Below are 12,674 nucleotides of genomic sequence, written 5' to 3' on the forward strand. Positions count from 1 at the left end.
GCCGGCACAGCGAGTGGCGCGAGCCCTACGGGGCCCTCGTGGTCGCCGTCGCGACGGGCGCCTCCGGCGCGGCGACGGGCGCCTTCGCCGTCGCCGGCGGCGTGTGACCCGCGCTGCGGTGCTCCCGCGGGTGCTCCGCGCGGGCGTCGGGCGCGTCGCGCGCGGCGCGGATGCCTCGTCGGCGCATCACCCGAACATCGCGAGCAGCGGAGCGGGGGTGAAGCGGGTCTCGATCGTGCCGGTGGCGCCGGCGCCGGCCGGCCCGACCCAGGTCGACGACCCGTCGTGCACTCGGATCCATCCGCCGCGCATGAGCACGTCGACGCCGAGCACGAACGCGAACGCGGGGGCGTCGCCGGCCTTCACGTCGAGCGACCCTTCGAACGACTGCGACGCGTCGGCGTCGGCGTCGTCGCGGGCCTGCACACCGACGAGCGGCCGGGCGAGCGGGGTGCGGAACCCGGGTGCGTCGAACGGGCTCGCGACCCGCGCATCGGGCACCGCGCCGAAGTGCACGCTCGTCGAGACGAGGCTCACCTCGGCCTGTCCGTCGAGCACGAGCCGACTGCCGACCGCGAACCGGTAGTGCAGGCGTCCGTCCTCGATCGCCTCGGGCAGGCGCACGACGCTCGCCCAGCTGCGGCTCCACGACAGCGGCGCGTCGTCGCGGGCCGGCGGGTCGTACACGCTCGCGGTGAACCGGGCGGCGCCGTCGGCGCGCGTGGGCAGCGCGTTCAGCGAGCTGCGTCGCTCTTCGGCGGGATGCGTCTCGCGCACCGGCTCGAAGGCGGGCACCGGCACGGCGTCCCAGTGGCGCAGCCAGTCGCGGACGCGACCCTGCACGGCGTCGAATCCGTCGCCGAGCGCGTCGGCCGGCAGCAGGTCGGCGGCATCGATCGGGCCGGCGAGCGAGTCGAGCAGGTCGCGCGGCGGAGCGGCGAGTCGGGCGGGGGCGTGGTCGAGGAGGGTCATGGGTCGTCTTCCGGTCGGCCGGGCGCGGTGCGGCCCGGGGATGCTGAGGATGACTCGAGCATCGGATGCCCCGTGCTCCGCGACATCCGGATCGCCCCCGGTCGCGCCTGCGTGCCAGCCCTGAGCCCGGCTGACCTCAGACGAGCAGCTGGTGCTCGGCGAGCTCGCGGTACAGCGGCACCGTCTCGACGAGCTCGCCGTGCGTGCCTTCGCCGATCACGCGACCCTGGTCGAGCACCACGATGCGGTCGGAGTCGATGACCGTCGAGAGCCGGTGGGCGATGACGAGCAGCGTGCGCCCGGCGGCCACCGCGTCGATCGCCTCGCGCATCATGCGCTCGTTCACGCCGTCGAGCGACGACGTCGACTCGTCGAGCAGCAGGATCGGCGGGGCCGCGAGCAGCGCGCGAGCGATCGCGAGGCGCTGCCGTTCGCCGCCCGAGAGCATGATGCCGTCTTCGCCGACCTGGGCGTCGAGCCCGGCCGGGTCGCGCTCGAGCACGGCGCCCAGGTTCACGGCCCGCAGCACGTGCTCGCACTGGGCGTCGTCGGCGTTCGGGCTGCCGAGCAGCAGATTGTCGCGGATCGTGCCGGCCAGCACCGGGGCATCCTGTTCGACGTAGCCGATCTGCGCGCGCAGCTCGGCGCGGTCGAGCGAGCGCAGGTCGAGCCCGCCGAGCCGCACGCTGCCGACCGACGGGTCGTAGAACCGCTCGATGAGCGACAGGATCGTCGACTTGCCGGCGCCGGACGGGCCGACGAGCGCGACCCGCTGCCCGCGGGGCACTCGGAACGACACGTCGCGCAGCACGTGCTGCCGGTCGGTCACGTCGGGCTCGGGCGCGAACGCGTCGGGGGACGCGTTGCCGGGGTCGGCGGGGTCGTTCGGGCGCGTTCTGGCATACGCGAACGACACGTCGTCGAACTCGATGGCGGGCGCATGGGGCAGCACCGTCTCGTTCGCCGGCCCGACCATGATGGCGAGCGGGGCGAGCGCCCGGTCGCCGGCGTCTTCGTCGGGCAGGTCGAGGATCTCCTGGATGCGGCCGAGCGCGCCGAGCGCCTGGTTGATCGCCATGAACGCACCGAGCACCTGCCCGAGCGGCATGATCATCATGAACAGGAACAGGATGAACGCGACCAGGTTCGCGACCGTGATCGCGCCGCTCGCGACGCGGTAGCCGCCGACGCCGAGCACCACGAGGAACGACACCTGCATCGCGATGCCGGCCACGGGCACCACGAGTGCCGAGATCTTGGCGACCTTGACGCCCATCTTCCAGGCGCCCTCGGCCTCTTCGGTGGTCGCGGCGATCTCGCGCTCGGTGGCTCCGGCGGCGCGGATGGTGCGCACCGAGCTGATCGACCGCTCGACGGCGGCGGCGAGGGCGCCCACGCGCTCCTGCGCCTGACGCGACGCGTCGCGGATGCGCAGCGACAGCAGGCCGGCGGTGCCGAGCGCGACGGCGACGACGAGCACGGTGAGCCCGAGCAGCACGGGGTCGATGATCGCCATCGCGATGATCGCGCCGACGAAGGTGACGATGCCGCCGATCGCCTCGACGCCGCCCTGCGTGAGCACGGCCCGCAGCAGGGTGGTGTCGCTGCCGACCCGCGAGACGAGGTCGCCGGTGCGCCGGGTGTCGAACTCGGCGATCGGCAGGTGCAGGATGCGCGCGATGAGCTGGCGCCGGCTCGTGAGCACGACGCCCTCGCCGGTGCGCTGCAGCAGGTAGTGCTGGTAGCCGCTGAGGAGTCCCTGCGCGACGACCAGCCCGACGAGCAGCCAGACCAGCCCGCCGAGCGGTTCGCTCGCCTCGACGACCGAGATCACCCGGCTCACCACGAGCGGTTGCGCGAGGCTCGCGGCGGCCAGCAGCAGGCTGAGCACGATCACGACCGCGATGACGCCGCGGTGCTCGAGCAGGTACGGGATGAGCTGGCGCACCGTGGCGCGGGGGCCGCCGCGGTCGGCGCGACGTGTGAAGGGGGATCGACGAGTAGCGGGGGTCTCGCTCTGGGTCATGTCACCTGTTCCTGATCAACCCGGACGGGTCGCGTTCGGCCCCCGAACGGGGCGGGCCGCCTTGCAGCATAGACGGATCGGCTGACACTCAGCCGCGACCGTACCTCTTGTGGACGGCCTGCTTCGAGACCTCGAGCGCGAGCGCGATGAGCTGCCAGCTCGCGCCGGCGGCGCGGGCGCGGCGCACCGCGATCGCTTCGGCGCGGTCGAGTTCGCGGGTGAGCTCGATACGGGCGTGCCGGATGTCGCGGAGCGCGCGGTACGGGTCGTCGCCGTCGGCGGCGGCGATCGCGGTGCGGAGCGTGCGGTCGTCCATACCGTCAACCATAGTTGACGCCGGCAAAGTCGTCAACCTGCATTGACGCCCAGTGTCGCGGCACCGCCCCGGCGATCACATCGGGGTGGCGCCCGCCGTGGTGATGACCCGCGCCGCGAGCGCGTGACCGGCGAGCACCGCCTCGTGGGCCGCCGCACCGGCGAGCGTCGCGGCGAGGTAGCCGGCGGCGAACGCGTCGCCGGCCCCGGTCAGGTCGCGCACCACGTCGACCGGTTCGACCTCGACCCGCAGCGTCGGCCGGCCGCGCTCGAACACGGTGGTCGGGTCGGGGCCGTGCTTGACGACGACCGTTGCGGCGACCGCCGCTGCGGCCGGGCCGCCCGCCGCGAGGCCCAGTGCCTCGGCCTCGGTCTCGTTCGCGAACAGCACCTCGGGGGCGAGTTCGCGAAGCATCGCCGCCACCTCCTCGATGCCGAGGCTCGCGAGCAGCCCGGTCGAGGATGCGTCGACCGAGACGCCCGCCCCGCGCTCGCGCGCGAGCGCGAGCAGGCCCAGCACACTCGACCGCGCGGGATCGCGCTCGAATCCGTAGAGCGGCACGTGCAACCACGACACGCCGTCGAGGTACGACGGGTCGATCGGCCCGAGCTCGGCCGAGGCCCCGCGATCGGGGAACATCGTGCGCTCGCCCTCGGGGTCGACGAGCAGCACCACGGCGCCGGTCGTGCCCCGGCGCTGCACCCGCACGTCGACGCCGTCGCGTTCGAGCGCGGCGACCAGGGCGTCGCCCGCGGCGTCGGGCCCGACGCATCCGATGAACCGAACCCGCGCGCTCGCCGCGCCCGAGGCCAGCGCCGCGACGTTCGCGGCGCTGCCCCCACGCGTGCGGAACACCCGCGCCGCCGTGTCGGTGCCGTGGCGCACAGGCTCGCTCGTCCACACCACGATGTCCTCGACGAGGTCGCCGACGACGGCGAGCACCGGCTCAGCCGGCGATCGCACGGGCGATCTCCGCGCCGAGCGCGACGTTGCCGCGGTACACCTCGAGGTTGACCGCGAGGCTGCGCCCGCCCGTCGCGCGCTGCACCCAGTCGAGCAGGAACGGCGTCGAGTCGTGCCCGGTGACGCCCGCCTCGGCGGCCGCCGCGAGCGCCGCCGCCAGGATCCGGTCGTGCTCGGCCGGGTCGAGCTGCGCCTCGGCGGCGACGGGGTTCGCCACGAGCACGGCGGCCCGCTGCCCGAGTTCGTCGCGGGCGCGGGCGAGCGCCGCGACCTCGTCGGGGGAGTCGACCCGGTAGTCGAGCTCGAACCCCGAGTCGGTGACGTAGAAGGCGGGGTACCGATTCGTGCGGTACCCGACGACCGGGATGTTCAGCGTCTCGAGCCGCTCGAGCGTCGCGCCGATGTCGAGGATCGACTTCACACCGGCGCTCACCAGCGTGATCGGGGTATCGGCCAGCACCGGCAGGTCGGCCGACTCGTCGAAGGTCTCGGATGCCCCGCGGTGCACGCCGCCCAGCCCGCCGGTCGACATCGTGCGGATGCCGGCCCGGTGCGCGAGCCACGCCGTCGCCGCGACGGTCGTGCCCGCGTCCAACCGCTTCGCCCGCGCGATGGGCAGGTCGCGCACGCTCGCCTTCACGACCCCGTCGACGGTGCAGAGGCGTTCGAGCTCTCCGGCGGAGCATCCGACCACCGCCTCACCGCCGATCACCCCGATCGTCGCCGGAACCACGCCCGCATCGCGCACCTGCCGCTCGGCCGCGAGGCCGACCTCGAGATTGCGCGGGCGCGGGAGCCCGTGGCTCAGGATCGTCGACTCGAGGGCGAGCACGGGCCGCCCCTCGGCGAGCGCGGTGCGCACCTCGGCGGAGACGCGGATGGCGGGGGAGGGGCTCACGGCGTCGGGCATGCGGCCATGCTAGGGCGGCGCGCCGACATTCGCGCGGGCACCGGCCCGATCTCAGATCTCTTCGGGGTTGCCGGGCATCGCGCCCACGTCGTCGAGCAGGATGCGCTCGACGGGCGCGGCCTCCCATTCGTCGAACGGATGGTCCGCCACCACGGCGAACACCTCCTCGACGTGCTCCTCCCAGTGCCGACGGGACTCCCAGATCGCGATGCCCACGACCCGCTCCCCGCCGTCGACCTCCCGCCAGGGGCCGATCTGCAGCAGGCCCTGCGTGCCGATGCCGCCGAGCCGCACGAGGTTCATCGAGGCGATGAGGTCGTCGACGTGCTCGGGCTTCGGCCGATGGATCGACATGTGGATGAACATGACGCCACGCTATCGAGGATGTTTCACGATGTGACGAGGGCTCGCGACATCCGATCGATGCCCGCGTATCGTCGCCTGCACCGCCGTCCGCAAGGAGTCATCATGTCGCACCGCCAGTCGCACCCCGCCACCCAGCCGCTCGCCGGCCGGGCGATGGGCATGCGCGGCTGCGAGGCACACGCCGAGTGCGCGAGCGACCGACCCGGCCACCGGCTGCACCGCATGCAGGCGCGCCTCGCCGAGGTCGCCGGGTCGAAGTGGGTCGACGCGATCGTCGTCGGCGCGCACGACGACGGGTTCGTCGAACTCGCCGCGCTCGACGGTCGCCGCATCGATCGGGTGTGGCACCACGCACCGCTCGGCGACGTGCTCGAGCCGGGCGAGCCGGTCGCGCTGCACTCGGTCTACGGCGTGCTCGACAGCGTCGCCGGCCGATTCAGCATCGCCGAGGCGTAGGCCGAGCCGAAGCGAACCCCGAGCCGAGCCGAGGCGAACCCCGGGCCGACGCCCGGCCGGCGCCGGGCGGGCCGGGCTCACATCGCGGGTGCCATCTCCCGCATCGACCCGAGCATCTTCTCGAGCGCCATCGCGGCCTGGTCGCACGCCATCGCGCACATCCGGCAGTGCTCGCTCATCTCGGCGTGCATCATGCACTCGGCCGAGCAGGCGCGGCACATGGCCATCGTGCTCTCCATCATCGACATCATGAGCGCCATGTCCCAGCCGTTCATGCGCAGCATCATCCGCATCATGGTGCCGCACATGTCGGCGCAGTTCGCGCACATCGCCGCGCACCGCCCCATGCCCTCGCCGGCGTCCGCGTCGGCGCACATCACGCACGCCTGCATGCACGCCGAGAGGGCCTCGAGACACTCCTCCATCATCGACATGTCCATGCCCTTCGGCATGTCCGACGCCGACATCGCGCCCTTCATCATGTCCATCGTCATGTTCATCACGGGAGACCGCCGTTCCCGGGCGACCGGCTACCGACGACGCCGGTGGATGGCCCGGTGGCCCTGCTGCGGGCCATGTTACGTCGTGTGACATCCGCCCAGAAGGCCCGTCCTGTTACGCCCGCGTGAACCTTTCCCGCTCCGCCGGCCGCGCGACGCCGGGATGTCCCGCACGGCATGCGCCCACCGTGGATCGTCCGCACACGGCGGATGCCCCGGGCGAAAGCCCGGGGCATCCGATCTGCGATGCGCGTACGCGCCTACAGCACGGCCGACGACGTGAAGCCCGCGTCCTCGTAGTCGACGTCCTTCGTCTCCTTGCCGAGCAGGAGCGAGATCAGGGTGAGCACACCCATCGCCGACAGGTAGACGCCGACCAGCCACGGCTCGCCCACCAACGCCCACAGGGCGAGGGCGATGAACGGCGCCACGGCCGCGCCGAGGATCGACGACACGTTGTACGCCACGGCCGAGCCGGTGTAGCGCACGTTCGTCGGGAAGAGTTCGGGCAGCAGCGCCCCCATCGGGCCGAACGTCGCGCCCATGAGCGTGAACCCGAAGATGAGGAACGCCTGCGCCAGCGCGCCCGCGAAGCGGGGGTCGGCGGCGGGCAGCAGGAACACGTTGAACGTGAAGCCGAACACGATGATCGCCGCGGTGACCCAGATCAGCAGGCGCCGGCGGCCGACGGCGTCGGCGATCGGGCCCGACAGCAACGTGAACACGCCGAAGAACACCACGCCGATGATCTGCATCGTCACGAAGTCGGGGTAGGCGAAGCCGCCGCCCGGGTAGAACGCGGCCGGATCGAACGCGGCGCCCGCGGCGTCGGCCTTGGCCTGAGCGGTCTCGACGTCGGCGGGCTTCGTGCCCCACGCCAGGGTGTAGCTGGTCATCAGGTAGAAGAGCACGTAGGTCGCCAGCATGAAGAAGGTGCCCAGGATGAGCTCCTTCCAGTGGTACCGGAACACCGTGCCGAGCGGCACCTTGCGCACCGCGCCCTTGGTGGTGACCTTCTCGAACGCGCTCGACTCGACGAGCTTCAGACGCACCCAGAGGCCGATGATGACCATGACCGCCGAGAACAGGAACGGCACGCGCCAGCCCCACTCGAGGAACCACTCGCTCGACGGCGCCAGGAAGTTGATCAGCAGGAACAAGCCGTTGGCGATGATGAAGCCGACCGGCGCGCCCATCTGCGGGAACGTGCCGTACCAGGCGCGCTTGCCCTCGGGGGCGTTCTCGGTGGCCACGAGCGCGGCGCCCGACCACTCGCCGCCGAGCGCGAAGCCCTGCGCGAGACGCAGCACGAGCAGCGCGAGCGCGGCGAACCAGCCGATCTGGCCGTACGTCGGCAGCAGGCCGATGATGAACGTCGCGATGCCCATCGTCAGCAGCGAGGCGACGAGCGTCGCCTTGCGGCCGTGCTTGTCGCCGAAGTGCCCGAACACGACCGCGCCGATCGGACGGGCGACCATGGCCGCACCGAAGACGGCGAACGACGCGAGCAGCGCCGTGGTGGCGTCGCCGGTCGGGAAGAAGAGGGTCGGGAAGACCAGCACCGCGGCCGTGGCGTAGGCGTAGAAGTCGTAGAACTCGATCGTCGTGCCGATGAGGCTCGCGAGGATGACCCGGCCGCGCGAGTTCTTCACGGTCGAGGGGGAGGGGGCGGCTGCGGCAGGGGCAGTCTGCGTTGCTGACATGGGTGACGGATGCTCCGGGGAAGAGTCGGAGCCGGCACGGAGGCGTCGGTCTGGCGTCGAACCGCGTACGGCGATGGAACGGGTCGCTTGTGGCAACCGCAATAGCCTACGTGAGGGTTCCGCGTCAATCGCTCGGATGGGGGGGCATCGGCGGCCTCGTGCGACGAGCGGTCGCTCCGGTGCGACGAACGGCGGATGCCTCGCGGCCGGCGTCGGCCGCGAGGCATCCGTCTGCATCGTCGTCGGCTATCGCCAGATGACGCCGAGCCCCGCGTTCAGGAGCGTCAGCACGCCGATCGACCAGAAGATGACCGGCGGAACCGAGTCGGTGCGACGCTGGCGCGCCGAACCGATGCCCAGCAGCGCGCCGATCACGATCAGCACGACCAGCTTCACACCGATCTTCACGTAGTTGAGGTCGTACGAGATGCCCCACGGCGCGGCGAGTGCGAGGCCGGCGACGCCCGCGATGAGCAGGCCCCAGTCCATCAGGCGGGTCACTTTGAACCGACGGCTCACCGCCTCGACCGCCCAGGCGCCGAACAGCACGGCGAAGCCGATGAGGTGGATGAACACGACGATGTGGCGGAGGGTCTCCATGCCGCCAGCCTATTTCTACGCCGTGTCGAGATGCCAATCCTCGATCGCCATCCGCCGGTCGAGAGCGCCGGCGGTCGCTACTCGCCCCGCGACAGCGCCCGCAGCGTCAGCGCGGTGACGATCGCCGCCTCGGCGGCCTCGCGCCCCTTGTCCTCCTTCGAGCCGGGCAGACCGGCGCGGTCGAGGCCCTGCTGCTCGTCGTCGAGGGTGAGCACCCCGAACCCGACCGGCTTGCCGGTGTCGAGCGCGACGCGGGTGAGCCCGTCGGTCGCCGCCGACGACACGTACTCGAAGTGCGGCGTGCCGCCGCGGATGATGACCCCCAGCGCGACCACCGCGTCCGCGCCCGCCTCGAGCGCCGCCTTCGCGACGACCGGCAGCTCGAAGCTGCCCGGCACGCGCACGAGCGAGAACGAGGCGCCGGATGCCTCGAGGGTGCGGGTCGCCCCCGCGATGAGGCCGTCGGTGATCTCGTCGTGCCAGCTTCCGGCGACGATCACGACCTCGAGGCCGGTGCCGTCGACGTCGTCCTCCGACGGGCTCAGGAACCGGGGTGCACCTTTTCCGCTCATGAAGCGTGTCCTTCCAACAGGGATTCGGCCGCGGCATCCGCCAGCTGACCGTCATCGATCGAATGGCCCATCCGACGCCGCTTGGTGTCGAGGTAGCCCTGGTTGCCCGCGCCGACGCCGACGACGAGCGGCAGCCGCTCGGCCACGCGGATGCCGCGCTGCTCGAGCTGACGCACCTTCTCGGGATTGTTCGTGAGCAGCCGCACCCGCTCGATGCCGAGGTCGTCGAGGATGGCGCTGGCCGCCGTGTAGTCGCGGGCGTCGATCGGCAGACCGAGCGCGACGTTCGCATCGAGGGTGTCGAGGCCGTCCTCCTGCAGGCGGTACGCGCGCAGCTTGTTGATGAGTCCGATGCCCCGGCCCTCGTGGCCGCGCAGGTAGACGACGACCCCGCCGTCGGCGCGGATCGCCTCGAGCGCGGCGTCCAGCTGCGGGCCGCACTCGCACTTCAGCGACCCGAACGCCTCACCCGTCAGGCACTCGGAGTGCACGCGCACCACCGCACCGGCCGGGTCGGCGGCGGGGTCGCCCGCGATGATCGCCACATGGTCGGCACCGGTCGACCGATCACGGTAGGCGCGCACCCGGAACTCGCCGTGCACCGTCGGCAGCGTCGTCTCGACCTCGAACAGCACCCGCGACGTCTCGGCGACGACCTGCGGCACCGGCGCGTCGAGGTCGCGGCCCGCGTGCCACGTCTGCAGGTACTCGATGAGCGCGGCGATCGTCGTCACCGGCAGGCCCTCGCGGTCGCCGAGCTCGATGAGCTGCGGGAGCCGCATCATCTCGCCGTCGTCGGCGACGAGCTCGCCGATCACGCCCACCGGCGACAGGCCGGCGAGCCGCATCAGGTCGACGGCGGCCTCGGTGTGCCCGGCGCGCTCGCGCACGCCGCCGTCGACGGCGCGCAGCGGCAGCACGTGCCCGGGCCGGATGAGCGCGTCGGGCGTCGACTCGGGGTCGGCGAGCACGCGCAGCGTGTGCGCGCGCTCGCCCGCCGAGATGCCGGTGGAGTTGCGGTTCGCCGCATCGACCGAGATCGTGTACGCGGTGCCGCGGGCGTCCTCGTTGCGCTCGACCATGGGCGGCAGCTCGAGCCGGTCGGCGAACGCCGCGGGCATCGGCGCGCAGAGGAATCCGCTGGTGTGCCGCACCATCCAGGCGATCCACTCCTGGGTGGCGAACTCGGCGGCCATGATCGCGTCGCCCTCGTTCTCGCGGGCTTCGTCGTCGGCGACGATCACGGGCTTGCCGGCGCGCAGCGCGTCGAGCACCTCGGGGATGGCGGCGAGGCTCATGCGGGGCTCCCTTCGACGACGGACGGTTCGGGTGCCGGCGCGCCCGGGGCGGCCGGGGCGGCCGGCGCACCCGGGGCAGCTGGGGACGACGGCAGCGACCGGTGCGCGTCGAAGCGCAGCATCCGCTCGACCTGCCTGGCCAGGATGTCGGTCTCGATGTTCACCCGATCGCCGACCGCCCGCTCGCCCAGCGTGGTCGCCGCGAGCGTCTCGGGAATGAGCGAGACCTCGAACCAGTCGTCGCCGACGGCGCTCACGGTGAGCGAGGCGCCGTCGACCGCGATCGAGCCCTTGTCGACCACGAGCGGCGCGTGCGCGGGATCGAGCGAGAACCGGATGACCCGCCACGCCTCGCCCGGGCGGATCTCGAGCACCTCGGCGGTGCCGTCGATGTGGCCCTGCACGATGTGCCCGCCGATGCGGTCGCCCACCTTCGCCGCGCGCTCGAGATTCACGGCGAGCCCCGCGCGCGCGTCGTCGAGGGTCGACATCGCGAGCGTCTGCGCCATCACATCGGCGGTGAAGGATGCGTCGTCGAAGTCGACGACCGTGAGGCACACGCCCGACACCGAGATCGAGTCGCCGTGCTTCACCCCCTCGACCGCGAGCGGGCCGCGCACGGTGAGGCGGGCCGCGTCGGCGGTGCGCTCGACGCGCGTGACCGAGCCTCGCTCTTCGATGATGCCGGTGAACATGTCAGGTCCCTTCCGTGGGGCTGGCCGAGGGGCGCGGAGCGCGGCTCGGGTTCGGCCGGGCGACGACGAGCAGGTCGTCGCCGAGCCGGGTGACGTCGGTGAAGTCGTAGCGCCGGGCGTCGGCGATGGTCGCGATGCCGAGATCGGCGACCGCGAGTCGCGGCCCGCCGAGCAGGGCGGGCGCGAGGTAGACGAGCAGTTCGTCCGCGAGCCCGGCGGCGAGGAACGCGCTCGCGAGCGTCGGGCCGCCTTCGACGAAGAGCGACCGGATGCCCCGCTCCGCGAGCAGGTGCAGGTCGGCGACCAGGTCGTGGCCCGAGAGGAGCACCGCGTCGCGCGGGTGCCGCAGCACGGCCGCGTCGGCGGGCACGGGACGGGTGCCGAACACGACCGGCACGGGCTGGGCGTCGAGGAGGCGCCCGGCGGCGTCGCGAGCGGTGAGGGCGGGGTCGTCGGCCAGCACGGTGCCGGTGCCGACCGCGATCGCGTCGGCCAGGGCGCGGCGACGATGCACGTCGGCGCGCGCGACCTCACCGGTGATCCACTGCGAACTGCCGTCGGCGGCCGCAGCCCGCCCGTCGAGGCTGGACGCCCACTTCACGGTCACGTGCGGGCGGCGGTGGCGGGCGGCGAACAGCCAGTCGTCGAGGAACGCCTCGGCCTCGGCCCCGAGCACCCCGCCGACCACTTCGACGCCGGCGTCGCGCAGGTGCTCGGCACCGCCGGCGGAGTGGTCGCCCGGGTCGCCGACCGCGTAGACGACGCGGCCGATGCCCGCGTCGAGCAGGGCCACCGCGCAGGGGCCGGTGCGGCCCGTGTGATTGCAGGGCTCGAGGGTGACGACGGCGGTCGCGCCGCGCGCCTGCCCCGACCGCAGATGCGAGAGCGCGTCGACCTCGGCGTGCGCCGTGCCGGCGCCGCGGTGCCACCCCTCGGCGAGCACGTCGCCCGCCGGCGAGAGGATGACGCATCCGACCCGCGGGTTGACACCCGCCGCGGGGCCGCGCTCGGCGAGCTCGAGCGCGCGGCGCATCGCCGCGATCTCGATCGCCGTGGCCTCGTGGGCGGTCATCCCGTCGTTTTCCGTTTCCGGCTCCGGGGGCGCCCGGCGTGAAGCCGGAACCGACGGCCGCGCATGCGGTCGCCGACACGTGCGCCTCCCATCCGGACTTTCACCGTCGGTACCGGAATTCCACCGGTTCAACCCCGCACCCCCGGCCGGACGGCCGGACGTGCGACGCTCGCGGACTCTCACCGCCGGTTCGGACTTGCACCGACCCCGGAGCACGTTGCTCGT

Annotated in this window: 14 protein-coding genes and 1 riboswitch; of the genes, 1 reads left to right on the forward strand and 13 read right to left on the reverse strand. The window is 72.9% G+C overall.

The window, feature by feature from the left end:
- Positions 1 to 186: 186 nt before the first annotated feature.
- From MTO99_RS01120 to MTO99_RS01145, 6 genes are all read right to left on the reverse strand, one after another.
- Positions 187 to 972 (reverse strand): hypothetical protein, encoded by a 786-nt coding sequence (locus tag MTO99_RS01120; protein WP_243556233.1) that lies wholly within the window; start codon positions 970 to 972, stop codon positions 187 to 189.
- Positions 973 to 1,108: 136 nt separating this feature from the next.
- Positions 1,109 to 2,998, reverse strand: a complete 1,890-nt coding sequence (locus MTO99_RS01125) for an ABC transporter ATP-binding protein (RefSeq protein ID WP_243556235.1) — start codon at positions 2,996 to 2,998, stop codon at positions 1,109 to 1,111.
- 88 nt (positions 2,999 to 3,086) lie between these two features.
- Positions 3,087 to 3,314: a hypothetical protein gene (locus tag MTO99_RS01130; protein ID WP_243556237.1), complete on the reverse strand. Its 228-nt coding sequence runs from the start codon at positions 3,312 to 3,314 to the stop codon at positions 3,087 to 3,089.
- A gap of 75 nt (positions 3,315 to 3,389) precedes the next feature.
- Positions 3,390 to 4,277 (reverse strand): carbohydrate kinase family protein, encoded by an 888-nt coding sequence (locus MTO99_RS01135; RefSeq protein WP_243556239.1) that lies wholly within the window; start codon positions 4,275 to 4,277, stop codon positions 3,390 to 3,392.
- The gene (locus MTO99_RS01140; RefSeq protein ID WP_243556241.1) at positions 4,261 to 5,187 is read right to left on the reverse strand and encodes a pseudouridine-5'-phosphate glycosidase; all 927 of its coding nucleotides are present in this window, start codon (positions 5,185 to 5,187) and stop codon (positions 4,261 to 4,263) included. Before MTO99_RS01140 ends, MTO99_RS01135 begins: the two co-directional genes overlap by 17 nt.
- A gap of 51 nt (positions 5,188 to 5,238) precedes the next feature.
- The gene (locus MTO99_RS01145; RefSeq protein ID WP_243556243.1) at positions 5,239 to 5,553 is read right to left on the reverse strand and encodes an antibiotic biosynthesis monooxygenase; all 315 of its coding nucleotides are present in this window, start codon (positions 5,551 to 5,553) and stop codon (positions 5,239 to 5,241) included.
- Positions 5,554 to 5,655: 102 nt separating this feature from the next.
- On the opposite strand from MTO99_RS01145, the gene MTO99_RS01150 reads away from it, so the two are divergent.
- A complete protein-coding gene (locus MTO99_RS01150; RefSeq protein WP_243556245.1) occupies positions 5,656 to 6,009 on the forward strand; it encodes a hypothetical protein in 354 nt (117 codons plus the stop codon).
- A 77-nt stretch (positions 6,010 to 6,086) separates the two neighbouring features.
- Here the strand turns inward: MTO99_RS01150 and MTO99_RS19265 are convergent, their stop codons facing one another.
- The 7 genes from MTO99_RS19265 to ribD form a co-directional block, all read right to left on the reverse strand.
- Positions 6,087 to 6,509: a four-helix bundle copper-binding protein gene (locus MTO99_RS19265; protein ID WP_494337201.1), complete on the reverse strand. Its 423-nt coding sequence runs from the start codon at positions 6,507 to 6,509 to the stop codon at positions 6,087 to 6,089.
- A 260-nt stretch (positions 6,510 to 6,769) separates the two neighbouring features.
- A complete protein-coding gene (locus tag MTO99_RS01165) occupies positions 6,770 to 8,212 on the reverse strand; it encodes an MFS transporter (protein ID WP_243556250.1) in 1,443 nt (480 codons plus the stop codon).
- A gap of 246 nt (positions 8,213 to 8,458) precedes the next feature.
- On the reverse strand, positions 8,459 to 8,812 hold the full coding sequence (locus MTO99_RS01170) for a Fe-S protein (protein ID WP_243556252.1): 354 nt from the start codon (positions 8,810 to 8,812) through the stop codon (positions 8,459 to 8,461).
- Positions 8,813 to 8,889: 77 nt separating this feature from the next.
- Entirely contained in the window at positions 8,890 to 9,384 is a 495-nt protein-coding gene (ribH, locus tag MTO99_RS01175; protein WP_243556254.1) for a 6,7-dimethyl-8-ribityllumazine synthase, read from the reverse strand.
- Positions 9,381 to 10,682: a GTP cyclohydrolase II gene (gene ribA, locus MTO99_RS01180; RefSeq protein ID WP_243556256.1), complete on the reverse strand. Its 1,302-nt coding sequence runs from the start codon at positions 10,680 to 10,682 to the stop codon at positions 9,381 to 9,383. The genes ribH and ribA overlap by 4 nt, the downstream gene beginning before the upstream one ends.
- Positions 10,679 to 11,377 carry a riboflavin synthase gene (locus MTO99_RS01185; protein ID WP_243556258.1) on the reverse strand — a complete coding sequence of 233 codons (699 nt, stop codon included), beginning with the start codon at positions 11,375 to 11,377 and terminating at the stop codon, positions 10,679 to 10,681. Before MTO99_RS01185 ends, ribA begins: the two co-directional genes overlap by 4 nt.
- A gap of 1 nt (position 11,378) precedes the next feature.
- Positions 11,379 to 12,449, reverse strand: a complete 1,071-nt coding sequence (gene ribD, locus MTO99_RS01190) for a bifunctional diaminohydroxyphosphoribosylaminopyrimidine deaminase/5-amino-6-(5-phosphoribosylamino)uracil reductase RibD (protein ID WP_243556260.1) — start codon at positions 12,447 to 12,449, stop codon at positions 11,379 to 11,381.
- Positions 12,450 to 12,525: 76 nt separating this feature from the next.
- Positions 12,526 to 12,668, reverse strand: a riboswitch (FMN riboswitch).
- Positions 12,669 to 12,674: the final 6 nt, after the last annotated feature.

It is taken from the genome of Agromyces larvae (assembly GCF_022811705.1).
GTDB classification, from domain to species: Bacteria; Actinomycetota; Actinomycetes; order Actinomycetales; family Microbacteriaceae; genus Agromyces; species Agromyces larvae.